Source organism: Actinoplanes italicus (assembly GCF_003001815.1).
GTDB lineage: Bacteria > Actinomycetota > Actinomycetes > Mycobacteriales > Micromonosporaceae > Actinoplanes > Actinoplanes italicus.
On the sequence record NZ_PVMZ01000007.1, the window covers coordinates 178,722 to 204,031 of the forward strand.

Consider the following 25,310-nt stretch of genomic DNA (forward strand, 5'->3'; position numbering starts at 1 on the left):
GCCCGACCTGCATCGACGTACGGACGTGTTCACCGCCACGTTGTCCCGCTTTACAGGAAGTGGATGAACCGTCCGAGGGTTACCGGCCGTAAGGTTCAAACGGACGGTTACGACCCGGTCGGAGGACTCGCAGACCATGGACCACGCACCTCAGCTCATCCAGGAGCGCAGCGCCCCGCCAGCCACGCTGGTGATCTTCGGCGCGTCCGGCGACCTGACCCGCCGCAAGCTGCTGCCGGCGGTCGAGAACCTGGCCCGGCACGGGCGGCTCCCCGACCAGTTCGCGCTGGTCGGCGTCGCGCGCACGGCGATGAGCGACGAGCAGTTCGCCGAGAGCGCCCTGGGCGGGCGCAGCCTGTCGGAGAAACGGCAGCTGGCCGGCGGCGTGCGGTACGTGGCCGGCGGCTACGACGACCCGGACACCTACAAGCGCCTGGCCGAGACCCTCGACGAGCTCGACGCGTCCCGCGGCACCTCCGGTAACCGGCTGTTCTACCTGTCCACCCCGGCCGGCGCGTTCGAGCCGGTGATCAACGGGCTGGCCGGCGCCGGCCTCAACCAGGCGGACGAGGGCTCCTTCTCGCGTCTGGTCATCGAGAAGCCGTACGGCCGCGACCTGGCCACCGCGCGTGAGCTCGACGGCATCGTGCACGGCGCGTTCGAGGAGCACCAGGTCTTCCGCATCGACCACTACCTGGGCAAGGACACCGTCCAGAACGTGCTGGCGCTGCGCTTCGCCAACTCGATCTTCCAGCCCATCTGGGACCGCTCCTGGGTCGACCACGTGCAGATCACCGTGGCCGAGACGCTCGGCGTCGGCACCCGCGGCGGCTTCTACGAGGGCGCCGGCGCGATGCGCGACATCGTGCAGAACCACGTGCTCCAGGTCCTCGCCCTGGCACTGATGGAGCCGCCCGCATCGTTCGAGGCCGAGGGCCTGCGCAACGAGAAGGTGAAACTGCTCCAGGCGATCCGGCTCCCCACCGACCGTGACATCGCCGACGCCGCGGTCCGCGGGCAGTACACCCGTGGCGGCACCCGCGAGGAGCTGATGGCCGGCTACCGCGAGGAGGTCGGCGTCGACCCGCTGTCGCGGACGGAGACCTACGCGGCGATGCGGCTCAACGTGGACAACTGGCGCTGGGCCGGGGTGCCCTTCTACGTGCGTACCGGCAAGCGCTTGCCGGCCCGCCTCACCGAGGTCGCGCTGCAGTTCCAGCGTCCGCCGCACCTGCCGATCCCGACCGACCAGCTGACCGGCCTGGACGCCGACGCGCTGATTCTGCGTATCCAGCCCAACGAGGGCATCTCGCTGCGCTTCGGCGCCAAGGTGCCCGGCCACTCCTTCCGGGTGCGGACGGCGAGCATGGAGTTCTCGTACGACCAGACGTTCGTCGAGGAGTCGCCGGAGGCCTACGAGCGGCTCCTGCTGGACGCCCTGATCGGTGACGCGTCGCTGTTCATCCGCAGTGACGAGGTGCAGCACAGCTGGCGGATCGTCGACCCGATCATCGAGCACTGGAACAAGGACACGTCGCCGATACCGACGTACGAGGCCGCGTCCTGGGGCCCGACCGACGCCGACCGGCTGATCGGGCGCAACGGCCGGAAGTGGCGCAACGCCGCCTGAGTGGCGCAACCTGCGCGTAGTGACGGGCTCGCATAGGGTATTCATCGATCCCCGGCGAGCCCGTTCCACGCAAAGGACATCAGAACATGCAGGTCTCGGTCGCGCACCATCCACCGAACACGGCCGTGCTGGTCCTGCGCGGATCACTCGACATCGACACCGCGCCGGCACTCAAGGCGAACCTGAGCCGCCTCGTCGAGCGCCCCGCGCCCCGCGTGGTGGTGGACGTCTCCGGACTCGACTTCTGCGACTCGATGGGTGTGGGCGTGCTGGTCACCGCCCACGGCCGGGCCGCCGAACGAGACGGCTGGGTACGTCTGGCCTCCCCGTCGGGCTTCCTGCGCCGCCTCTTCGACACCCTGGGGCTCAGCGACTATCTGCCGATGTTCCCCGACGTGGCGGCGGCGCTCAAAGAGGACTGACCGATCAGACGGCCACCATGTTGAGCGCCGCCACGGCGGCGCCCCGGGCCCCGGCCATGTCGCGGTCCGGGACGAGGGCGAAGGTCGCGACCGCCTTCTGCTCGTCACGCAGCTCGGTGGCCTCCCGGACGCTGTTGAGGAACCACTGCCGGAAGTGCGGGGCCGCCTCGACCACGCCTCCGCCCAGGAAGTACGCGGACGGGTCGGTGAAGTTCGCGGCGATGGTGAACAGCTTGCCGACCGCCTTGGCCTGCTGACCGAAGACGGCGAGGGCGAGGGCGTCGTCCTTCTCCCCGTAACTGCGCAGGGCCTTGGCGGCCTTCGCGATCGGCTCGTCGTTGAGTGGGTGGTCCGGGAAGCGGGTCAGCCAGTACGGCAGCAGGTTGTTCTTGATGCCGGTCAGCGACGCGATGCTCTCCACGTCGCCGGCGAAGCCGCAGTTGCACTGCGGGACGGGCTGGCCCTCCTCGAGGACTCCGTGCAGCGGGATCTGCACGTGCCCGAGCTCTCCGGCCATGCCTGCGGCGCCGCGCACCACCTGGCCGGCCTCGACCACACCGCCGCCCAGGCCGGTGCCGACGATCGCCGAGACCGACGAGTGCTCCGGCGCGTCGGCGCCGAAGTGCCGGTGGTGGGCGTACAGGGCGGCCGCGTTGCCGTCGTTGTTGTAGATCACCGGCAGGCCGAGGCGGGCCTCGAGGGCGCCGCGGATGTCGAAGCCGTGCCAGGAGACCTGGTTGAAGTTGGTCGCGCCCTTCGACGAGATGACGCCGTGCGCGCTGGCCGGCCCGGGGGTGTCCAGACCCACCGCGCGGACCAGCGACAGCGGCGTGCTGGTCAGCTCGAGGATGCCGGTGAACGCGTCGGCGAGGGCTTCGACGGCCGACTCCGGCCCGTCGAGCACCCGGCTCGGGTTCTCGACGAGGTTGTTGACGAGGAACTGTCCCGTCGCGTCGAGGACGGTGGCGTTGTTGCAGGTGCCGCCGTTGTCGAGTCCGACGACGACCCACGAGGAGGGGGTGCGTACCTTTTCAGCCTGATCCACGGTCTTGAGACTAAGTCAGTACCCGGTTTCCGGTCACGGGTGCGCCTGGATTGCGGGTCCGTTAGTCACGGTTGCAGCCGTGCCCGGAGCCGCCCGGCGGGCCGAACCGTGAGGCATGACCAAGCCGACCCGCCGTACCGTGCTCGCCGGTTCCGTCGCCACCGCTGCCCTCACCGTCACCGGCATCACCACCGGGGCCCCGGCCGCCGCGGCGGCCGGGGGCACCGTCGACCTCGTCAAGACGCTGGGCGCCGACCCGATCGCCCACCTGCTGCGCCGCGCCACCTTCGGCGCCACGCCGGAGTCGCTGGCCGAGGCACGGAAGCTGGGCGCGGCCGGCTGGCTGGACCGGCAGCTCGAGCCGGCGCGGATCGCCGACTCCCGGTGCGAGCAGGTGCTGACGCGGCTGCCGCTGGCCGGCGCCGCCCCGGCCACCGTACGGGCGAAGTCGTCGAAGGACTCCTACGACTCGTTCAAGCAGCTCGGCCGGGCCGCGATCGCGCGGGCCGCGTGGAGCGAACGGCAGCTGTTCGAGCAGGTCGTCGCTTTCTGGTCGAACCACCTGCACATCACGGCGCCGTCCAGCGGCGTCTGGGACACCCGGGCCGACTACGACCGTACGGTCATCCGCAAGCACGCGTTCGGCAAGTTCTCCGACATGCTCAAGGACAGCGCACGGCACCCGGCGATGCTGACCTACCTGGACCAGCGGTCCTCGACCAGGGCGCACCCGAACGAGAACTACGCCCGTGAGCTGATGGAGCTGCACACCGTCGGCGTCGAGCACTACCGCGAGGCCGACGTGCTGGCCGCGGCACGGCTGCTCACCGGCATGACGGTCGGCAAGTCGTCGCGCGCGTACGCGTACGACGCCTCCCTGCACGCCACCGGTGCCGTCGACATCCTCGGCTTCCGGCACGCCAACAAGACCGCCGACGGTGAGGCCGCCGCGCTGGCGTTCCTCGACCACCTGGCCCGGCACGAGCTGACCGCCGAGCGGATCGCCACCAAGCTGTGCGTCCGGTTCGTCGCCGACGAGGCGCCCGCGTCGCTGGTGGCCAAGCTCGCGAAGGTCTACCGGGACAACGACACCGCGATCGCGCCGGTGCTGCGCGCGCTGTTCACCTCTCCCGAGTTCGCGGCATCGGCGGGCCGCAAGACGCGGACGCCGTTCGAGGACACGATCGCCTCGGTCCGCGCGCTCGGTCTCGGACCGGACGCCTCGGGTGTGAAGTCGCTCGACGGGCTCTACAACGCGCTGGTGTCCATGGGCAACGCGCCGTTCCGGTGGAGCGCGCCGAACGGTTACCCGGACGTCGCGGCGGCCTGGGCGTCGCCGTCGGCGTTCCTGCTGCGCTGCAACCTGCACCTGAACCTGGCCGCCGGCTGGTACCCCAAGCAGCTGACCCGGCCCGCGGACCTGTTGAAGTCGCTGGTTCCGGTGCTGCCGGCGACGTACGGCGCACTGGTGGACGCCCTCGCGACCCGTCTCGTCGGCGGGAAGCTGCCTGCCGCGCACACGGCCGCCGTGCTCAGTGTCGCGGGCAAGGTGCCGACCAGTCCTCTGACCGCCAAGGACAAGTCGCTCGCCGGCGCCGCGCCGTACCTGATCGCACTCGTCCTGGACTCGCCGTCCTTCCAGCTGAGGTGACAACCATGACGACACTGCTCTGCTGCGACGAGAACGAGAAGGCTCAGCTCACCCGGCGGGGCCTGCTCGGGCGTGCCGCGGCCGTCGGTGGGGGCACCGCCCTCGCCGGGCTGGCGGGCGAGGCGCTCAGCACCAACCTCGCCTTCGCCGCCGGGACGTACACCGGTGACACCCTGGTCGTGCTGTCGCTGCGCGGCGGATTCGACGGACTCTCGGCGTTCGCGCCCATCGGCGACGCCGGCTACTACCGGGCCCGTCCCGGGATCGCCGTGCCCAAGGCCAAGGTGATCGCCGGTGACGGCATGTTCGGCCTGCACCCCGCGCTGGCCCCGCTACTGCCGCAATGGAAGGCCGGCCGGCTGGCGGCCGTGCACGCGGTCGGCCAGCAGAACCCGACCCGGTCGCACTTCGCCGCCATGGAGGCGATGGAGAACGCCGCACCCGGCTCGTCGGTCCGTACCGGCTGGCTGGACAGGATGCTGGGCCAGACGGGCGCCACCGGGCCGCTCGCCGGGGTGTCGCTCGGCGACTCGATGCCGTCCCGGCTGCTGGCCGGTCCCACGGCCGACCTGTCGATGGCCGCCATCGACGACTTCGAGCTGGCCGCGGACGGCCGCAAGCCGATGGCCGCGGCCCTGCGGGCGATGTACGCCGACGCGCCGCCGCTGCTCGCCGGCCCGGCGCTGGCCGCCGACCGGGCGCTGTCGGCCGCCGGTTCGATCAAGGGTGACTACCGGCCGGCGAACGGGGCCGTCTACCCGGACACCGACCTGGGAGCCGCGCTGCGCGACGTGGCACGGCTGATCAAGGCGAAAGCGGGCCTCGTCACGGCCGCGGTCGACTGCGGCGACTGGGACATGCACGAGGGACTCGGCCCGGCGGTCAAGGGCCAGCGGATGTTCGACAACCTGACCGACCTGGCCACGGCGCTGGCCGCCTTCACCACCGATCTCGGCGAGACCGGGATGAAGAACGTGACGGTGCTGACGATCAGCGAATTCGGCCGCCGGGTCAAGGAGAACGGTTCACGCGGCGTCGACCACGGGCACGGCAACGCGATGATGCTGCTCGGCGGCGGGGTGCGGGGCGGGAAGGTGTACGGGAACTGGCCCGGCCTCGACCCGGCGGCGCTGGTCCAGGGTGACCTTGCGGTGACCACCGACTACCGTTCGGTGATCGGTGAGGTGCTGCAGAAGCGGTGCGATATCGGCGGCTTGGACCGCGTCTTCCCGGGCGTGAAGCCGTCCGCGTTCGGGCTGGTCGCCGCCCGCTGAGGACCAGCCGATCGGCGGGTGCGCCCAATGACTATTCCAGCCGGTCGGCGGGGTCGATGAAATCGAATCCCCAATAGCATGAACCGACGTTTTTCATGCACGGGGAGGAATACCTTGCAGATCCGCAGCACTCCATTCATGCGCACCGCCGCCGCTGGTGCCGCGTCGATGACGCTGGCCGCCGCCGGCCTCACCCTGGTGACGGCGACGCCGGCTCAGGCCGCGCCGCGCTGCAACGGCGCGAAGCCGAGCGCGATCGCCGGCAAGTTCCGCAACGACACCGACCAGACCATCATGGTCAAGGGTGACAAGTACGTCGGCAAGGACGCCAGCGGCAAGGCCAAGTACAAGACCGTCGAGGTCGCGGTGGGTCGCAACGGCGGCACCGCCCTGGGCGCGGGTGTCTGCGACGCGGACTTCATCAAGACCTACTGGGACTGGCTGTACAACGGCGTCGAGCTCGTCGACGGTGACTCGTGGCGCAAGATCCAGGGCTCGTGGTCGTGCCAGAACGCCCCGGGCACCGGCTACCGGATCAAGTGCGGCTGACGCACTTCTCCTATTGAAACAATGGTAGGGCCGGCGCTTCTCCCAGAAGCGCCGGCCCTTTGCCGTCCCGGCCGGAACGGCAGCTTGCGAATTGGAGAAGGCCCGGCGGAAAGCCGGGCCTTTCGTCACTTGGCGCCGGCGGCGCGACGCTTCGAGTAGACGTCGAAGGCGACCGCGGCGAGCAGCACCAGACCCTTGACGAGCATGACCTGCTGCGGCTTGGTGGCACCCATCAGACCCATGCCGTTGTTGATGACGGCCATGATCAGACCACCGGTGATGGCGCCGACCACCCGGCCGACACCACCCTGGACGGCGGCGCCGCCGATGAACGCGGCCGCGATGGCGTCCAGCTCGAAGCTGTTACCGGCGGTCGGACCGGCGAGGTTGAGGCGGCCCGCGAAGATGATGCCGGCCAGCGCCGAGAGCACGCCCATGTTGACGAACAACCAGAACACCACGGACTTGACCTTCACGCCGGACAGCGTGGCGGCCTGCAGGTTGCCGCCGACGGCGTAGATCTGGCGGCCGAACACGGCCCGGTTGGTGACCAGGGTGTAGCCGACCACCAGCACCGCGAGCAGGACGAGCACCCACGGCAGGTTGCGGAACCGGGCGAGCTGCACGACCAGGAAGATCACGATCACGGCCGGGAGGATGACCTTGAGCAGGAACAGCCACGCCGGGTCGACGGCCTGGTTGTAGCGGATCCGGCCGGCGCGGGTCCGGTACTGCACGAACGCCATGGCGACCACCACGACGACACCGGCGATGATGCTGAACAGATCGGCGCCGCCCAGCGTGCCGAGGCCGACGTTACCGAGGAAGCCGGGAAGGAAGCCGTTGGCCAGCGACCGGACGGCCTCCGGGAACGGGCCGATGCCCTGGTTGCCGAGGATGGCGTAGGTGACCGCGCGGAACAGCAGCATGCCGGCCAGCGTCACGATGAACGCCGGAATCCCGAAGTACGCCACCCAGTAGCCCTGCCAGGCGCCGACCACCGCACCGAAGACCAGCGTGATCAGCACGGCGAGCGGCCACGGGATGTTCATGTCGACCATCATCACGGCGGCGAGCGCCCCGGCCGCGGCGACCACCGAGCCGACCGACAGGTCGATGTGCCCGGCGATGATGATCAGCACCATGCCGATCGCGAGGACCAGGATGTAGGACTGCTGCACGATGATGTTGCTGAGGTTCTGCGGGGACAGCAGCACGCCCTCGGTCAGGATCGTGAACACCACGATCGTGATCGCGAACGCGATGAAGATGCCGCTTTCCTTCAGGTCGAAATTGACCTTGCGCGGCGCCTTGTCAGCTGGGGGCGCGGCCGGTCCCTTGCCGGTCTGCACGGGTGCGGCCGTCACGGCGCTACCTCCTGTACTTCCTTCGTCATGAGGGTCATCAGGCTTTCCTGCGTGGCCTCGGCGCGCGGCACCTCGCCGGTGATCCGGCCGGCCGAGAGGGTGTAGATGCGGTCACAGATCCCGAGCAGCTCGGGAAGCTCGGACGAGATGACCAGGATGGCCTTCCCCTCGTCGGCGAGCCGGTTGATGATCGTGTAGATCTCGTACTTCGCGCCGACGTCGATGCCGCGGGTCGGCTCGTCGAGGATCAGCACGTCCGGGTCGGTGAAGATCCACTTGGAGAGTACGACCTTCTGCTGGTTGCCGCCGGACAGCTTCCCGACGACCGACTCGACGCTCGGTGCCTTGATGTTCATGCTGGAACGGAACTCGTCGGCGACCCGGCGCTCCTCGTTGCCGTCCACCCAGCCGCCGCTGGCGAGCTTGGACAGACCGGCGGCCGAGACGTTGCGCTTGATGTCCTCGATCAGGTTCAGGCCGTACCGCTTGCGGTCCTCGGTGGCATAGGCGATGCCGTGGTCGATCGCCTCCCGTACGCTCCGGGCCTTGATCTCCTTGCCGTCCTTGATCAGACGCCCGGAGATGTTGATGCCGTAGGAGCGGCCGAACACGCTCATCGCCAGTTCGGTGCGCCCGGCGCCCATCAGGCCGGCCAGCCCGACGATCTCTCCGCGGCGCAGCGTGAGGTTGACGTTGCGCACCAGCGCCCGGTCGGGCTGGGTGGGGCTGTAGACCGTCCAGTCCTCGATCCGCAGCGCCTCCTCGCCGATCGTCGGCGTGTGCTCGGGGTACCGGTGGTCCATGTCGCGGCCCACCATGCCGGAGATGATCTTCTCCTCGGTGAGGTTCGCGGTCTCCTCGGTCCAGATGGTCTTACCGTCGCGCAGGATGGTGACCCGGTCCGAGATGCCCATCACCTCGTTGAGCTTGTGCGAGATGATCACGCAGGTGATGCCCTCGTCACGCAGGCCGCGCAGCAGGTCGAGCAGGTGCGCCGAGTCCTCGTCGTTGAGCGCCGCGGTGGGCTCGTCGAGGATCAGCAGCTTGACCTCCTTGGAGAGCGCCTTGGCGATCTCCACGAGCTGCTGCTTGCCGACGCCGAGCTCGATGACCGGCGTGACGGACCGCTCGCTCAGGCCGACCCGGCGCAGCAGGGCGTCCGCGGCGGCGTTGGTCTTGTTCCAGTCGATCCAGCCGCGCTTGGCCTGCTCGTTGCCGAGAAAAATGTTCTCGGCGATGGAAAGATTCGACGCGAGCGCGAGCTCCTGGTGGATGATGACGATGCCACGGTGCTCGCTGTCGCGGATGCCGGAGAACCGGCAGATGTCGCCCTCGTATTCGATGTCGCCCTCGTAGGTGCCGTGCGGGTAGACACCCGACAGCACCTTCATCAGGGTCGACTTACCGGCCCCGTTCTCCCCGCAGATGGAGTGGATCTCGCCTCTGCGTACTTCCAGGTTGACGTCCTGCAGCGCCTTCACGCCCGGGAACGTCTTGGTGATTCCCCGCATACGCAGGATCGTGTCGCTCATTCGAGCAGCGCTCCTCTCATGGGCCGGTTGAGGGCCGTGCCCCGCCCGGAGATCCCGGACGGGGCACGGAACCGGGAAACTTACTTCAGCGCGTCGGCCGAGATGTAGCCGCTGTCGATGAGTTCCTTCTGGTAGTTGCTCTTGTCGACGATGATCGACTCGAGCAACTGCGACGGGACGACCTTCACACCGTTGTCGTAGTCGGTGGTGTTGTTCGTCTTCGGCGCCTGGCCCTTGAGCACGGCGTCGGCCATCTCGCCGGTCGCCTTGGCGAGCTGGCGGGTGTCCTTGTAGATGGTGGAGTACTGCTCACCCGCGATGATCGACTTGACCGAGGTGACCTCGGCGTCCTGGCCGCTGACGATCGGGTAGGCCTGCGAGCCGGTGCCGTAACCGGCCGACTTCAGGGCCGAGAGGATACCGATCGAGATGCCGTCGTAGGGCGAGAGAACGCCGTCGACCTTGGAGCCGTCCTTGTAGGTCGAGGTGAGGATGTTCTCCATGCGCTTCTGCGCGGTCTCCGGGTCCCAGCGCAGCGTGGAGACGGTCTGGAAGTCCATCTGCTTGCTCTTGACGTTCAGAACACCCTTGTCGATGTACGGCTTGAGGATGCTCATGGCGCCGTTGAAGAAGAACGTCGCGTTGTTGTCGTCCGGCGAACCGGCGAACAGCTCGATGTTCAGCGGGCCCTTGGCGCCGAGGTCCTTGCCGGTCGCGTCGACGACCTTGAGGCCGGTCAGCAGCGAGGTGGCCTGCTGCACGCCGACCTTGAAGTTGTCGAAGGTGGCGTAGTAGTCCACGTTCGGGCTCTTACGGATGAGCCGGTCGTACGCGATGACCTTGATGCCGGCCTTGGCGGCGTTGTCCAGCTGGCTGGTGATCGCCTCGCCGTCGATCGACGCGATGATCAGGAGCTTGGCGCCCTTGGTGATCTGGCTGTCCAGCTGCTGGGTCTGGGTCGGGATGTCGTTCTCCGCGTACTGGAGGTCGACCTTGTAGCCCAGGTCCTCGAGCTGCTTCTTCAGGTTGTCACCGTCGTGGATCCAGCGTTCCGAGGTACGCGTGGGCATGGTGATGCCGACCAGGGCGCCCTTGTTGTCGCCGCTGGTGGCCTCCTTGTCGACGGTCTTCTCGGCGTCACCGCAGGCGGCCAGGGTGGCGACCATGGTGGCAGCGGTCAGGATGGCCGCGAGCCGGGGATATTTCACGTGGATCTCCTCTTCGAGAGCGGGTGTTACAGGGGGCGGGCCAGGCGGTGGTACGCCTGGTTCCAGCGCACCCGGTCGGAGAAATCGGCCGTGGTGGTGCGCTCGTCGATCATCAGAAGTTCGGTCTGCGCCATATCGGCGAAGTCACGCAGTGTCTCCGCGCCGACCGCCTGGGTGAGCACCGTGTGGTGCGGGCCGCCGGCGGTGATCCAGCACTCCGCGGAGGTGGAGAGCGACGGGAGGGGCTTCCACACCGCGCGGGCCACGGGCAGGTTCGGCAGCGGCTCGTCCGGCGGGATCACCTCGATCTCATTGGCGACCAGGCGGAACCGGTCGCCCATGTCGGCCATGCCCATGACGACCGCCGGGCCATCGGCGGCGTCGAAGACAAGGCGCACGGGGTCCTCCCGGCCGCCGATTCCCAAGGGGTGGATCTCGGCGCGCGGCTTGGCCGACGCGATGGACGGGCAGACCTCGAGCATGTGTGCGCCGAGGATCTTAGGCTCGCCGGGGCCGAAGTGGTAGGTGTAATCCTCCATGAATGAGGTGCCACGTCCCGTTCCGGCACCCATCGCCTTGACCGTGGCGACAAGTACCGATGTCTTCCAGTCGCCCTCGCCGCCGAAGCCGTAACCGTCGGCCATCAGACGCTGCACGGCGAGTCCCGGAAGCTGGCGCAGGCCGCCCAGGTCCTCGAAGTTGGTGGTGAACGCGCCGAAGCCGCCGTCGGTGAGGAACTGCCGCAGGCCGGCCTCGATCCGGGCGGCGTAGCGCAGCGACTCGTGCCGTTCGCCGAGCAGGGACGCGTCGACCTCGTACAGGTCGCGGTACTCGGCGACGAGCTTGTCGATCTCCGCGTCCGGGATGTCGTCCACGACCTTGACCAGGTCATTGACCCCATACGTATTGACCGAGACGCCGAACCGCAGCTCAGCCTCGACCTTGTCACCCTCGGTGACCGCGACGTCGCGCATGTTGTCGCCGAAGCGTGCCAGCCGGAGGCCGCGCAGGTGCTGCAGGCCGGTCGCGGCGCGCGCCCATCCGCCGATCCGCCGGACCACCGACGGATCGGACACGTGCCCGGCGACCACCTTGCGCGGCACACCGAGCCGGGCCTGGATGAACCCGAACTCCCGGTCGCCGTGAGCGGCCTGGTTGAGGTTCATGAAGTCCATGTCGATGGTCGACCACGGCAGGGACGCGTTGTGCTGGGTGTGCAGGTGCAGCAGCGGCTTTCGCAGCGCGTCCAGCCCGCCGATCCACATCTTGGCCGGCGAGAAGGTGTGCATCCAGGCGATCACGCCGATGCAGTCGTCGTCGGCGTTGGCCTCGAGCATGACCTGCTTGATGGCACGCGCGTCGGTGAGCACCGGCTTGCCGACGATCTCGGCGCTGAGCCCACCGGCAGCCAGGGTCCGCTGGATCTCGGCGGACTGGTCGGCGACCTGTGTGAGCGTCTCCGGGCCGTAGAGATGCTGGCTTCCGGTCAGGAACCAGATCTGCGGATTCATCGGTTGGTCCTTCGGTCGAAGAAGTTCAGGCGCACACTGCAGAAGTGGCCCTTGTCGCCGGGCGCCGGCGATTCTTCATCGGGTCGCCGCGGCGCGAACGCCCCGGCCGCCCCTGTGATCTTACGTCCGCCGTGGTACATGTCCGGTCAGATTCGCACACCGGCACACACGGTCGGACATGGGCCCACCTCTTCTGCGGAGCCGGTGGAGTGGCCGCGACCACACCCCGGCGGGAGAACCCCAGTGTTATCGCTAACAAAGTGGGGTGTCAACGGTCCTCGGCAACAACGAGGTAACGACCCATTAACGCGGGTGCGTTAATTTGGTCAGACGCGGCGGGGTGCGCTTTCCCGGACGATCAGCTGCGGCGGTACGACGATCTGGTTCGCGGTGCCGTTCTCGTCCCGCATCTGGCCGAGGAGCAGGCTCAACGCGGCGCGGGCGACATCACCGAAGGCCTGCCGGACGGTGGTCAGCGGCGGGATGAAATAGGCAGCCTCGGGCACGTCGTCGAAGCCGACCACGCTCACGTCGTGCGGCACCCGGCGGCCCCGCTCGTGCAGGGCGCGCAGGATGCCCAGCGCCAGGTGATCGTTCGCCGTGAAGATGGCCGTGACCTCGGGCATCCGGGCCAGCATCTGTCCGGTGCGGTACCCCTCGGCCGCCGACCAGTCCGCCGACAGCAGCGGCGGCACCTCGGCGCCCGCCTCCTCCAGCGTCTGCCGCCAGCCCTGGATGCGCCCGGCCGAGTCGAACCAGTCGGTCGGACCGGAGACGTGCCAGACCGTCTCGTGCCCGGCGTCCAGCAGATGCCGCGTCGCCGCCCGGGCGCCGGCCACCTGATCCACCGTCACGAGCGGCCGGCCGCTGTCCGGGTCGCCGTCGATGAAGACCACCGGCAGGTCACCGGGGATCTCGGCGAGCGCCTCGGTCGCCGACGCGGTGTTCGCGATCACCACGAGGCCGGCGACCCGCTGGTCCAGGTGCCGGTCGACGACCGCGGAGATCGAGGAGCGGTCCAGCTCGTGCACGCTGCCCACGCTGACCGCGAAACCGGCGTCCGCGGCGGCCTGCTCGAACTCGCTCAGCATGGTGGCCGGGCCGAACAGCGTGCTGTTGCGGGCGACCACGCCGATCAGCTGGGAACGGCCGGTGACCAGGGCACGGGCGGCGCGGTTGGGCCGGTAGCCGAGCTCGGCGATCGCGGCGCGAACCCGGATACGGGTCTGCTCCTTGACGTTGGGATGATCGTTGAGGACGCGCGAGACGGTCTGGTGGGAGACTCCCGCCAAACGGGCCACATCCGTCATCGCCGGGCTACGGGATCCCTTGTCCACTTGCGCACCTCGTCCGATCCAGTTCTGATGGAGCGTAGCGGGAGCCGCACACAGGCCCGCTCAAGCTTCCCAATTCAGAAATGTTATCGATAACATCCGCTTTTCACGAGCCCCGCGCGGACGATCTTCCGTGGCACGTACCCTCGGCAACGATGGAACCGTCTTCAAGGAACGACGGCCCGGGCGTGCTCGGCAGCCTAGCGGACGAGGGATTCACCTCGTTACGCCGGGCCGCCGCTCCCCGCGCCGAGCGCTACGGCATCGGCCGCTCGCTACGTGAGCGGTCACCCCGGTCCGACGTGGCCCACTGGCGGGCACCCGACCGCCGCCCCGACCCGGTCCGGCTCGTCGCCGCCTCGCACGAGGGCCGGGTCGAACGGCTCGTCCCCGTGCGCGTCGGCCGGATGATCGCCTCGCCGTACACGTTCCTCCGCGGCACCGCCGGTCTGATGGCCGACGACTTCGCCGGCCTGCCCAGCACCGGCATCACCCCCGTCATCTGCGGCGACGCCCATCTCGGCAACTTCGGCTTCTACGCCTCCCCCGAGCGCGAACTGGTCTTCGACCTCAACGACTTCGACGAGGCGCACCCCGGGCCCTGGGAGTGGGATCTGCGCCGCCTCACGGTCAGCGTGCACGTCGCCGGCCGGGTCAGCGGTTTCCGGGAGAACTCCTGCTCCGACGCCGTGCGGCACTGCGTGGAGGCGTACCGCGAACACATCGCCCACCTGGCCGAAGAGCCACTGCTGGCCCGGTCCTTCGACCGGATGGACGTCAACGGGATGCGCTCGGTCGCCAGCAAGGCGAGCTTCCGCGACGAGATCGAACGCGCCGCCCGCCGGGCCCGGCGGCGCACCAGCGACCGCGCGCTGCCCCGCTTCACCGAACGCAACGACGGCGCCCTGCGGCTCGTCGAGGAGCCGCCGCTGATCACCCGCCTGCCCGACGACGAGCGCGAACAGCTGGCCGAGGCCCTCGACGGCTACCTGAGCACGCTGCGGCCGCACTGGGCACGAATCCTCGGCGGCTACCGGATCGTCGACATCGCGCACAAGGTCGTCGGTGTGGGCTCGGTCGGACTGCGCGCCTACGTCGCCCTGTGCGAGGGCAGCGACCCCGACGACGTGCTCTTCCTGCAGCTCAAACAGGCTCGCCGCTCGGTCGTCGCCCGGCATCAGCACGGCGCCCTCGCCTGGCACCGGCACCAGGGCCAGCGCGTCGTGGAGTACCAGCAGGTGCTCCAGACCGTCAGCGACCCTCTGCTCGGCTGGACCACGGTCGGCCGGCACCAGTACTACGTGCGCCAGTTCCGCGACATGAAGGGCGCCATCGTCGTCGAGGACGTCAACGCCGAATCGCTCGCCGACTACGCCCGCATCTGCGGATACCTGCTGGCCAAGTCACACGCCCGCACCAGCGGCGCCTCCATGATCTCCGGCTACGTCGGCAGCGGCGACAAACTCGACGAGTCCCTGGCCCGGTTCGCCCGGGCCTACGCCGACCAGGTCGAGAGTGACCATGCGGCACTGGTCGCGGCGGTCCGCCGCGGCGAACTCCCGGCCGAACCGGCCCACTGAAAGGTTGCGAGACTTGAGCGGCACCATCCCCATCGACTCCCCCGCACTGGCCGAGTTCTGGACCGAACGCCACCTGTGCACGCTCACCACGCTGCGCGCCGACGGATCACCGCACGTCGTCGCGGTCGGCGCCACCCTCGACCCGGTCGCCGGTGTGGCCCGGGTGATCACCTCCAACGCGTCCACCAAGGTCCGCAACGTGCTGCGCGGCCGCCGGCGGGTCGCCATCTGCCAGGTCGACGGGCCCCGATGGAGCACGATCGAGGGCCTCGCCGTCATCCGCGACGACCCGTCGTCGGTCGCCGACGCCGAGCAGCGGTACGCCGCCCGCTACCGCCAGCCCCGCCCCAACCCGGCACGAGTCGTCATCGAGGTCGAGATCACCCGCATCCTGGGGTCGGCGACGCTACTACGCTCAGCGGAATGAGGACCGCCGACAGCGTGCTGCTCCCCGGCCACGACGTTCCCCTCGGCCGGTACACCACGGTCCGCCGGCTCCTGCCGCACCGCGAGCGGCGGATGATCGGCGCCTGGTGCTTCGTCGACCACTTCGGACCCGACGACGTCAGCGGCCGCCCCGGCATGCAGGTGCCGCCGCATCCGCACACCGGACTGCAGACCGTGACATGGCTGGTGGACGGCCTGATCGAGCACCGCGACAGTCTCGGCAGCCACCAGTTCATCGCGCCCGGCCAGCTCAACCTGATGACCTCCGGGCACGGCATCGCCCACTCCGAGTACACGCCGCCGGAGCACCCCGACGGCATGCACGGCCTCCAGCTGTGGATAGCCCTGCCCGACGACGCCCGCAACGGCCCGGCCCGCTTCGAGCACCACGCGGGCCTGCCGTCCCGCTCCGACGGCCCGCTCACGGTCACCGTGATCATCGGACGGCTCGGCGAACTCCACTCCCCCGCCCTCGTGCACTCGCCACTGGTCGGCGCGGAACTGCTGTACGCCGGTGCGGCCCGGCACACGCTCGACCTGGCTCCGGCCTTCGAGCACGGCGTCCTGGTCATGTCCGGCACGGCCACCGTCGACGGCACCCGGCTGGATCCCGGCTCACTGTTCTACGCCGGTGGCGGGCGCGGCGCACTGGACATCGAGGTCACCGGGCCGGCCAGGTTGTTCCTCGTCGGCGGGGCGCCGTTCGACGAGCCTCTCGTGATGTGGTGGAACTTCGTGGGGCGTACCCATGAGGAGATCGTCGAGGCCCGGACCCGGTGGATGTCCGGTTCCGATCGCTTCGGCGTCGTCGATGGTTGCGAGGCCGATCCCCTTCCGGCTCCAGACCTTCCTTCGGTACGCCTGAAGGCGCGCGACCGGCACGGCAACACCTTCTGACCGTGGGCGTGGCTCTCTGACCGCGGCCGTTGCCTTCTCCGCCGTCGTCGTCTTCTCCGGGCCGCGGCCCCTTTCCGGCCGTGCCTTCTCGCGGCCGTGGCTTTACGGATCGGGGTGACGATCGTCATGATCATCCGATGACGCCCGCCCGCCTGCTGACGGCTCTCGCCAGCGTCCACGGCCTGCATCCACGCGCCGAACAGCGGATTCCACCCGTCATCACCTGGGACGACGACCCGTGCGGCGGCACCGCGGCGGCCACGCTGAACGCCGGTGGCATCCGGGTAACCGAACCGTTCGGGGCCGGCGGCCTGGCCGACGTGCAGGACATCGAACCGTGCGTCTTCCAGCGGGTCCTACGCCCGGAGGCCGCCGCCCTGCTCTGGCTGCACAGCACCGAACCGGACACATCAGACGGCGACGAGGTTCTTGCGCAGCGCGTCTTCGCCACGGATCTGCCCGCCGAGGGGTATCTCCCCGGTTCGCCGGAGGACGAGCTCACCATCCACATGCTGGTCGGCGAACTCACCGCCGGCGCCGAGTGCGACTTCGGCGGCGACATGTTGTTCGCACAGATGAGGGCAGTGGTCAGAAGTACGTTCGGAGAGCGGGCCGGACTCGTCGAGATCACCCGCCGAGCCGTCATCTGATCACCGCGCACCTGCCCCTCATCGATCACGTGCAAGGAGGGCGATGACCGGAAACGAACAGTCCCCGCCTACCGGCGCGGCCGAGGACGGCGGCGGGACGGGCACGAGCGGCGACCATCACGGCGGCAGGCCGGACGCGCACTGCGATCACCACGGCGGCGCGGCGGAAACCTACAGCGATCACCACGGCGGCAGGCCGGACACGCACAGCGATCGCCACGACGGCGGGACCGCGCGGCTTCCGCGTTCGCACGCGGTGTACATCCGGGCGGTCGCTGAGGCACTCGAGGCCGCGGGTGTTCCGGTGGCCGACTGGAGGGCCGACGACGGCCCGGTCCCGGAAGGCTGGATTCCCTTCGATCTGGCCCGGCAGGTGCGCCTCCACGGATGGCCGGTGTGGGATCACGACGAGGCCGGGGCGGGCTGGGCCGAGAATCGGGGGTGGTACCTGCTGACCGTCGACGATCCGGGTGGGCGGAACGTCAGGTCTGTTCACGTCCTTCCAGTCGCCACGAGGGCAGCGCCGGATTCGGTGACGCGGGCGGTCGTGGCCCACGCCGGGTTGTCGCCGCGGCCTTCGGACTGACGATCCGCAGCCTCGCCCGCCGGAAAGAACGTTCGGTCTCTTCGGGAGGTGACTGCTCGCGCGTCGCACAAAGTGCGTTGACGGGTGGCTGGGTGGGGCGGAAGGTCGAGGGTGGACCGACCGAAACACCCGGCGGAGGAAATCCGTGACCCTCCTCGATGCCAGCCGACTCGTTCTCGTCTTCGTCGCTCCGGGCTTGGTGATCGCCGCTGTCCGGTATGTACCGCGGTGGTGTGCCGCCGTGGCTGAGCACCGCCGGCGGCGATCACCGGAGGCTGTGCCGTACGGGCCGCCGATCGAGCGGCTCGCCGCCGACCTCCGGCGGCTGTTACGGCTGCACGGGGAGCTCGCCGCCTCCGCGCATTCGGCCTACTGCGCTCATCGGCTGTGGGCGGTCGAGGCCGCCATCAGCACGCGAGCCATCGAGGCCGCCACGGCGCTGGAGGTACCGCATCCCCACCCGGACCGGGCGGCCACGCTTACCCGGACCGAGATCTCCGCGCTGCTCGCCGCTCTGGCCGCCGCGGGCCTGGTGCTTCCGGCCCGCATCGACGGCTTCACCACCGACGGCCGGATCTGAGCCACCGACGAAGCCACCCGCGAAGCTCTTCGCCACCGACGAAGCCACCCGCGAAGGCACTGAACTACCGCCGAAGCCACCCGCGAAAGCTGTGGGCCACCGGCGACAGGCTTGCGGAATCAGGGTCAGGCCTCCCATACAGATCACGCCGAAAGGGCGACCGCGAGCCGTATCTGACCCATATTCAAGTGCCCGGTTCGCAGTGCCTCACGCATCCTTCCCAGCCGGGGAAGCAGCCATAGGGCACAGCCCGCCTCCAAAAAAGCGGCCAAGATGATCATCCAGCGCAGCGATGTTGTGGTTGACGAGACCCTGATCCATCGATCTGCGGGGCCAGAGCCACCCGGTCCTCGTATCCGAGAACTCGATGGCAATGGCCGAGAGGCGACGGCCAACCGGTCGCGTCGGGATCAGCCACTGCTCGCGCAGCCCTGATTCAGAAAGGCGTCCGACGGCGCACTTCGAGTCGCCCGGCAGCAGAACTCGAGCCACCGGCACGGAGTTCGCGGCGCCTGCATGGGGCAGGCCTGCAAGGGCAAGGCCACAACAGGCGCAGGCCACAAGGGGCGCAGGCAGAAGAGGCGAGGCTACGAAGGGCGCAGGCCCGAAGGGGAAGGCTGCAGGGAGAGGACAGCGGCGGGAGATGGGCTCCCGCCGCTGCCTCCCGTCCCGGCCGCACGCCAAGAATCGCCAGCCGCGAGAGGACGAGGGGGCGTCGCCTCAGCGGAGAATCTCGGGCGCGGTCCGGCCGCCGAATTAACTGGGGGGCTCGGCGGCCGTGGGCCGGGAAGTCGGGGTGGTTCGTGGTACTCGCAGGGGCTCGTGGATCCGGCCCCGCAGGGCCGCACATCCACCGTGACAGATCACCCTCCCATGATCCGCGATAACGCAGCGTGTCCTTCGCCACCCGCCGGACACTCTCCGGTAATCCACCGTCCACATGGGAACCGTGTGCCGATCACGCAGACAGCATGCTGCGGGCTTCACACAGCGTAGGCGACCGTTAGCGCAGTGGCTACCCGGCGCACGCGTGGCCGTACCGGAGAAAGGTCTGGATGAAAGGGCCGGGTGCGCATCACCTGTTCAGGGTCGCCCGCCAGTCCGTGGTTGTTCTGAAGAGAAGCTTAAAAGGTTCTTAAGTCGATACCGTGGCCGTCACCCGCGGACAGCGATCAGCGTTGATCGGAGCAGCTCCGGCGGCTGTCTCCGAAAGCGCTCCGGAACGCCGTCATAGTCACTGCTCAACCCGTTGAACCGGGGCCGCCCGCAGGACGTATACCCCCGTGATCGCGCATCATCGGCGGGCTGCGGCGCCGATGCGATCGACGCTCGCGGGCCGTCCGCGAGGCCGGTGACGGGGATCCGCAGAGCGGTGGCGCGGTGCGCAAATCCGTGGTTAACCTTCCACATCCACCACGTGGCAGGGGTTGATCTCGGGGCGCAAGGGGCGCGCATCGGGGTGCGGAGGTGGTACACGGTGAGGACGGTGGCGCGGATGCGGCTACGGGGCGTTGGGTCCTTCCCCAGCCGATTCGGGGCCTCGTCATGAGCTTCGAAGACGACGAGTACTGGGCGGACGAGTACGACGAGTACTCCTTCATGCCCAGCTCTGCCGTCAAACAGGAGAAGCACTACACCAAACGTACGGCGCCGGACCCGGTCATTCCGACGCGCCGCCGCAGCGGCGCGGGCCCGGACGACCCCCGCCGCCCGAAGAAGGCCACCTTCGACGCGGAACGCCCCAGCTGGCTGAACGACCCCGACTTCGAGCCGATCGACACCTCCGTCGACAACCTGGTCGGCGACGACTTCGACGACGTCGACTTCAACCGCCCCGAACTCGGCGTCGACTTCGACAAACCCGACTTTCCGATCGTCGACCCCGCGGCGCGTCCGGAGCTGCGGCGCGGTGCCGCGAGCCAGCGTCGCGGTGGCGAAAACCGCTATGAGCGTACGCCCGGCGCGCGCCGGGCCGACGACCGCGAATCGCCCCGCAGCGACCGTGGTCACACATCCTCGCGCTACCGGGACGACGGCCCGGAACGCTGGGAGGACGCCCCCGACCGCCGGGACCGCCGCCGCGACGAGCCCGCCTCGAGCCGGGACCGCCGCCGCGACGATGTCCCGCCCCGTCCCGACCCTCGGTGGGACGACCGTGACGCCCGGTGGGACGACCGCGACCGCCGGCCCGGCTCCCGTGACCCCCGCGATTCCCGCACGCCGTGGGACGCCCGGGAGCCCGACCTTCGCGACCCGCGCGCCTACCGGGACGACCGTGACCCGCGCGACCTCCGTGGCCCGTCCGGGGACCGTGACCTCCGCCCGGCCGACCGCGACCCCCGCACGGGCGACCGTGATCTCCGTGCGCCGCGGGACGATCGTGACCCGCGCGGCCTCCGCTCCGCACCCGGTGACCGGGACGCACGTCCCTCGCGGGACGATCGTGACCCTCGTACTGTGCGGGACGACCGGGACGGGCGCGGGTCGCTCGAGTCCCGCGGCTCCCGGGACCTGCGGGACCCGCGCGACGAGCGGCGCGACCCCGCCCGGGACGACCGCGCCGGCCGCGGGCGCCGCAGTGCCGAGATCCGCCCCGACGAGCTCTGGGACGACGAGGGCCGGGCCGGCCGTGGCCGTGCCGACGAGCGCTGGGAGACCGTCGAGCCGCCGCGTGACGACGACCGTCCGGGCATCGGCCGGACCATCGAGCTGGGCGCCGACGAGTACTGGGAGGGCCAGCCGGGCCGCCAGGCACGCCCGGGCGGTGACCGGGCCCGTGCCACCGCGGCGTGGGAGGACGACGACTTCGGCCCGATCCGTCCGGCCGGTGGACGCCGGGCGCGGCGCGACGAGGCGGACGCGCGGCGGGCCGGTCCGGCGCGCAACGACGATCTCGCGGTCACCGGGCGCGCGCAGGTCCCGGCGCCGGGTTCCGAACGTGGCGACGGTCTCGAGCCGGGCTTCGGGAGCGACGAGTCCTACGACCGGTACCGCCAGGATCGCGAGCCGCGGCGGGACGCCGGGCAGCCGGTCGGCGGGCAGCCGGTCGGCGGGCAGCCGGTCGGTGCGCAGCCGGTCGGTGCCGACGCTCGTGCCGGCTTCGATTCGGCGGGCCGTGAGCAGGGCGAACGCCCGCCTGCGGCGGCCGGGGCCGACCTCACCGTGGGGCGCGACGCCCTCAGCGGCGACGTCCCGGCGCGTGGCGTGGCGTCCGATGGCACGCCGCGTACCGAGCGCGACGATCCGGCCGTCCTTGCCGACGCCGCCGCGCGAGCCGACGCCGCCGCGCGAGCCGACGCGGAGCGGGCGAACACGGAACGGGCCGCGTCCGAGCGAGAGGATCCCGATCGTGGCCTGGACGGGCGTGCCGTTCAGGACGGCGGGGCCGGGTCGCGTGTGGACGGCGACGGTTACGCCGGGCTACAGGGCGCAGCTGTCCCAGGTGCGTCCGCGGCCGGAGCTGACGGCTCCGCCGGTGACGGTACGGGCCGGCGTACGGGTCCCGATCCGCAGAGCGAGCGTGGCGGTGCGCCGAATGCCGCCGGTGGCTCCGGTTCCCCGGCAGTGGACGCCGGTGGTGCGGCCGGCAACGGTGTACCGCAGTACGGCACGGCCGGAGCGGCGAACCCGCAACAGGACGCTCGCTGGGGCGTGACCCAGCCTGGTGCCGGTCAGGTGGCCGGTGGCGCCGCCGACGGTGGCTACGGGGTCGCCGGGACCGATCAGCGGGGCGGAAACGGCGAACCGGGGGCCGCTGGGGCCCGTGCCGATCACAGCGGCCCAGGCCAGGACGAGCCGGGCAAGGGTGAGCGGAAAGGGCGCGGGGGCTGGCGGTCCGCGGTGGCACGTCTCGTACCGGGACAGCGCGGGTCCACGCCGGTGGAGCCTACGGTTGATCTCAGCCATCGGGACGGGCCGCACGGGAACCCTGGTCAGGCTCCGAACAGCGACGCGGGTCAGACGCCGCCTCCGGGGCCGGGTGAGCCCGCGCCGGGTGCGGTCGGCTCCGGGCCTCGTGTGGTGCGGCGCGCTGAACCGCCCGTACCGCCGAAGGTTGTCACCAAAGCCACGCCGCCTCCCGCGCCTCGCGTCGTCAAGGCCGACCCGCCGGTCGCGCCGCGGGTTCTCGCCGCGCCCGCGCCGGTTCCGCCTGCCCGGGTGATCGGGCCGAACGGCGTTCAGGTGCCTGCCATGCCGGGGGCCTCGGACACGGGCACGGTCCCGGACGCTGGCGAACGGTCCGGGACGACCGCCGGGGCCGCTGGCGGAAGTGCGGGCATCGAACGCGTCATGGGACCCGGCGCCGGTCCCGCCGCCGGGGTGCCGGAGCGGACCACCACGACGGGGTACGGCAGTGCGGGCTCCGGGGACGCCCGGCGACCCGGTGGGCCCGAAGCGGCTGCCGGGCGGCCGGGACAGGCCGGCGCCGAGCAGCTCAGCCCCTACAGCACCGGAGAGATCCGGCTCGGCCCGGACGAGGCCGGGTGGGCCGACGTCCCGCAGCAGCGCGGCCGCCGGTCGCCCCGGGCCGCTCACGTCTTCCTGTCCGAAGGGGACGGGCCCTGGGCCATCGTCCCGGACGACGCACAGCCTGCTCCCGGGGCTCCGCCGGTGTCCCCGGCACGGCCGGCGGCTCCTGGCCAGTGGGGGCCTGCTGCCGGGACCGGCACGCCGGGCGGTCAGCCGTCGCCCGCGACGGCGTGGCCGCCCGCGGCTCGGCCGCCGGTTGTGGGCGGGGCTCCCGATCAGAGCGTGACGAGCGGCGGATTTCCTGGTCAGGGCACCGCGCCGTACCAACCCGAGGTGCCGGGTCAGCCCGCTGGCCCGTCCCAGCCGGTCGGTCCGGCTCAACCGGGTGGCTCGTCCCGGCTCGGCATTCCGGGTCAGCCTGGTGGTCCGGGTCAGCCGGGTCAACCGGGTGTCGAGCAGCCCACCGCGGCGACGGCCTGGCCGCCGGCCCCGCGGGCCGGGGATGTTCCCGGCCAGACGGCTGCAGCTGCCAACGCGTGGCCGCCGGTGGTGCATCCGGACTCCGCGACGCCGTCGCAGGGGCCGGGTTCGGAGCGACCGGGGGATCCGCGATCGGGATACGGCACGTCGCCGGCAGCCGGTCGGCTGGACGGACCCGGGGCGGGAGCCTGGAACGGACCGACGGGAACGCCGTCCGCACCGCGCTCGGCACCGCCGATGGGAACGCCGGCTACGCAGTCGGCACCGCCGGTGGGAACGCAGCCGGCACAGCCGGCACAGCCGGCACCGCCGGTGGCACAGCCGGCACCGCAGACGGGCATGCCGTCGGCGCCTCGCTCGGCTCCGCCCGCTCAGCCTCAGGCCGCCGGAAACGGCTGGAACGGTACGGGACAGCACGCAACGGGCGGGTCACACCGAGCGGACAACACTTGGAAGGGTGGCGTTCCGGGGCAGAACCCGGCCGGTACCGCGCCCCGCTCGGCGCCGCCGGCTCCGCCCTCGGGTGGTCCGCACGCGTCGTGGAACGGGTTCGGACCTCAGTCTCCGGCCGGGCCAGCGGCAGTTCCGCAGAGCACTGCCACGCCGGGACAGGCTCCCGCCGCCGGCGTGCCGCGACCGGTGCCGCCCGCGATGACGTCCGGTGGCCCGCAGGCCGCCGGAGATGACGGCACCCGTCCGGCACCACCCGCCGGCGCCGGGTGGAACGGCGCGACACCCCAGTCGGGCACCGGCTGGAACAGCGCCACGCCCGAGGCCGGAACCGGACCGAACCGCCCGACGGCCCCGACGAGCACGGGCTGGAACAGCGCGACACCCGAGGCCGGAACCGGACCGAACAGCCCGGCCCCCCAGACGGCCGCCGGCTGGAACAGCGCCACACCGCGATCGGCGCCGACCGTCCCACCGGCCGGTGGGCGCGACGCGCCGTCGCGGCCCACCGTGGCCATGCCCGAACCGGCTTCCGCCGGGGACGGCGGGGCCCGGCGGGAGAAGCTCGGGTTCCCGCTGGTACGGCCCGACCAGGACGAGTCCGACCGGCCGTACATGGACCCGGACGGGACGCTGCACAACCTGAAGCCGATCGCGCGGCTGGAGACGTCGGGGCCGGACACCGAGCCGCGGCGGTACTCGGACACCGCGCTCGGCAGCGGCTGGTTCGTCAGCAAGGCGGCGGCGAAAGACGAGGAAGACGCCGTATCGGACGGGACCGGCACGGCGGCGACGGCCGGCCCGGAATCGTCGGACGGAACTCCCGCGGACGGGGCGAACGGCACAGCGGGCCAGGGCGGCGACCCGGCCGCGGGCGGCGCAAAGCCCGAGGGAGAGAGAGCGGGCGACGACGGCCAGGACGGGAAGGCGGGCGACGGCGCATCGCCGTGGGACGGCAAGGCCGCGCAGCAGGGGCCGGAACTGGCGCCCCATCTGCCGCTGACGGCCGCCGACCTGTCCGCGATCCGGTGGCGGCTGGACGGCGCGACCCTGCGCGAGGTGGTCGACAACCGGGACGCCCTGCGGGAGCTCGGCGAACGCCTCGACGGGCCGCTCGCCGACGAGGCCGACAACATCGTCAAGGCAGGGCTTCTGAGCGTACGTGCGGAGGTGTACCGCCTGCTCGGTGAGCTCGGCATGGCCGCCGCGGCGAGCCGGTTGGCGCTGGCGCACGCCGAGTCGGCGCACGATCTGCAGTCGATGGTGATCGCGCAGGCCGAGCTGGCGCACGTGCTGCGGCTGCGGGGTGACTACATGGAGGCGGACCGGCTGTTCCAGAAGGCGATCGAGGCCGACGTATCGCCGGCGGTGCGCAGCGTGGTGCACGAGAACGCCGGGCGCAGCTGCTTCGATCAGGGCCGGCACATGGAGGCACTGGACCACTTCGCGCGGGCGGTCCGGCTGGGCGCGGCGGAGGACACCGATCTGGTGGAGCGGATCGGGGTGTGCCTCGAGGCGGTGTACATCCACGTGTTGCGGGACGGCTGGGGCCCGTACCCCAGAAGGTCTCCGGAGATCTTGACTCCCTTGACCGGGCGCCCGGCCGCGGCCGGTGAGGCGGGAGTGACCGCGGCGCAGCCGTGAGGG

General features: G+C 70.8%; 18 protein-coding genes. 12 read left to right on the plus strand and 6 right to left on the minus strand.

Features of this window, described 5'->3' with window-relative positions:
• The first annotated feature begins 136 nt into the window (after positions 1-136).
• Entirely contained in the window at positions 137-1,630 is a 1,494-nt protein-coding gene (gene zwf, locus CLV67_RS18935; RefSeq protein WP_106320118.1) for a glucose-6-phosphate dehydrogenase, read from the plus strand.
• Between the two features lie 86 nt (positions 1,631-1,716).
• Positions 1,717-2,052 carry an STAS domain-containing protein gene (locus tag CLV67_RS18940; RefSeq protein ID WP_106320120.1) on the plus strand — a complete coding sequence of 112 codons (336 nt, stop codon included), beginning with the start codon at positions 1,717-1,719 and terminating at the stop codon, positions 2,050-2,052.
• A 4-nt stretch (positions 2,053-2,056) separates the two neighbouring features.
• On the opposite strand, the gene CLV67_RS18945 is transcribed toward CLV67_RS18940, so the two are convergent.
• Positions 2,057-3,097, minus strand: coding sequence for an ROK family protein (locus tag CLV67_RS18945; RefSeq protein ID WP_106320122.1), 1,041 nt, complete (start codon positions 3,095-3,097; stop codon positions 2,057-2,059).
• Positions 3,098-3,212: 115 nt separating this feature from the next.
• Between CLV67_RS18945 and CLV67_RS18950 the strand changes: the two genes are divergently transcribed.
• From CLV67_RS18950 to CLV67_RS18960, 3 genes are all read left to right on the plus strand, one after another.
• The gene (locus tag CLV67_RS18950; protein WP_106320124.1) at positions 3,213-4,748 is read left to right on the plus strand and encodes a DUF1800 domain-containing protein; all 1,536 of its coding nucleotides are present in this window, start codon (positions 3,213-3,215) and stop codon (positions 4,746-4,748) included.
• Positions 4,749-4,753: 5 nt separating this feature from the next.
• Positions 4,754-6,022 carry a DUF1501 domain-containing protein gene (locus CLV67_RS18955; protein ID WP_106320126.1) on the plus strand — a complete coding sequence of 423 codons (1,269 nt, stop codon included), beginning with the start codon at positions 4,754-4,756 and terminating at the stop codon, positions 6,020-6,022.
• A 138-nt stretch (positions 6,023-6,160) separates the two neighbouring features.
• Positions 6,161-6,571: a hypothetical protein gene (locus tag CLV67_RS18960; RefSeq protein WP_106320128.1), complete on the plus strand. Its 411-nt coding sequence runs from the start codon at positions 6,161-6,163 to the stop codon at positions 6,569-6,571.
• A 125-nt stretch (positions 6,572-6,696) separates the two neighbouring features.
• Here CLV67_RS18960 and mmsB read toward each other — a convergent pair whose 3' ends face one another.
• The 5 genes from mmsB to CLV67_RS18985 all read right to left on the minus strand — a co-directional run bounded on the left by mmsB (position 6,697) and on the right by CLV67_RS18985 (position 13,499).
• Positions 6,697-7,938: a multiple monosaccharide ABC transporter permease gene (gene mmsB, locus CLV67_RS18965; RefSeq protein WP_106320130.1), complete on the minus strand. Its 1,242-nt coding sequence runs from the start codon at positions 7,936-7,938 to the stop codon at positions 6,697-6,699.
• Positions 7,935-9,470: a multiple monosaccharide ABC transporter ATP-binding protein gene (gene mmsA, locus CLV67_RS18970; RefSeq protein ID WP_106320132.1), complete on the minus strand. Its 1,536-nt coding sequence runs from the start codon at positions 9,468-9,470 to the stop codon at positions 7,935-7,937. The genes mmsB and mmsA overlap by 4 nt, the downstream gene beginning before the upstream one ends.
• An 80-nt stretch (positions 9,471-9,550) precedes the next feature.
• Positions 9,551-10,678, minus strand: coding sequence for a multiple monosaccharide ABC transporter substrate-binding protein (gene chvE, locus CLV67_RS18975; RefSeq protein WP_106320134.1), 1,128 nt, complete (start codon positions 10,676-10,678; stop codon positions 9,551-9,553).
• 26 nt (positions 10,679-10,704) lie between these two features.
• Positions 10,705-12,189: an L-arabinose isomerase gene (gene araA, locus CLV67_RS18980; protein ID WP_106320136.1), complete on the minus strand. Its 1,485-nt coding sequence runs from the start codon at positions 12,187-12,189 to the stop codon at positions 10,705-10,707.
• 326 nt (positions 12,190-12,515) lie between these two features.
• Positions 12,516-13,499: a LacI family DNA-binding transcriptional regulator gene (locus CLV67_RS18985; RefSeq protein ID WP_106320138.1), complete on the minus strand. Its 984-nt coding sequence runs from the start codon at positions 13,497-13,499 to the stop codon at positions 12,516-12,518.
• Positions 13,500-13,678: 179 nt separating this feature from the next.
• Here CLV67_RS18985 and CLV67_RS18990 point away from each other — a divergent pair, with 179 nt between their 5' ends.
• From CLV67_RS18990 to CLV67_RS19020, 7 genes are all read left to right on the plus strand, one after another.
• Positions 13,679-15,103, plus strand: a complete 1,425-nt coding sequence (locus tag CLV67_RS18990) for a DUF2252 domain-containing protein (RefSeq protein ID WP_106320140.1) — start codon at positions 13,679-13,681, stop codon at positions 15,101-15,103.
• A gap of 13 nt (positions 15,104-15,116) precedes the next feature.
• Complete coding sequence (locus CLV67_RS18995; RefSeq protein ID WP_239166402.1) at positions 15,117-15,530, plus strand: PPOX class F420-dependent oxidoreductase; 414 nt, start codon at positions 15,117-15,119, stop codon at positions 15,528-15,530.
• Positions 15,527-16,447: a pirin family protein gene (locus CLV67_RS19000; RefSeq protein WP_106320144.1), complete on the plus strand. Its 921-nt coding sequence runs from the start codon at positions 15,527-15,529 to the stop codon at positions 16,445-16,447. Before CLV67_RS18995 ends, CLV67_RS19000 begins: the two co-directional genes overlap by 4 nt.
• 137 nt (positions 16,448-16,584) lie before the next feature.
• A complete protein-coding gene (locus CLV67_RS19005; protein ID WP_106320146.1) occupies positions 16,585-17,097 on the plus strand; it encodes a hypothetical protein in 513 nt (170 codons plus the stop codon).
• Between the two features lie 43 nt (positions 17,098-17,140).
• Positions 17,141-17,683: a DUF6292 family protein gene (locus CLV67_RS19010; RefSeq protein ID WP_106320148.1), complete on the plus strand. Its 543-nt coding sequence runs from the start codon at positions 17,141-17,143 to the stop codon at positions 17,681-17,683.
• A gap of 241 nt (positions 17,684-17,924) precedes the next feature.
• A complete protein-coding gene (locus tag CLV67_RS19015; RefSeq protein ID WP_239166403.1) occupies positions 17,925-18,263 on the plus strand; it encodes a hypothetical protein in 339 nt (112 codons plus the stop codon).
• A 1,545-nt stretch (positions 18,264-19,808) separates the two neighbouring features.
• Positions 19,809-25,307 (plus strand): hypothetical protein, encoded by a 5,499-nt coding sequence (locus tag CLV67_RS19020; RefSeq protein ID WP_106320150.1) that lies wholly within the window; start codon positions 19,809-19,811, stop codon positions 25,305-25,307.
• Positions 25,308-25,310 lie beyond the last annotated feature (3 nt).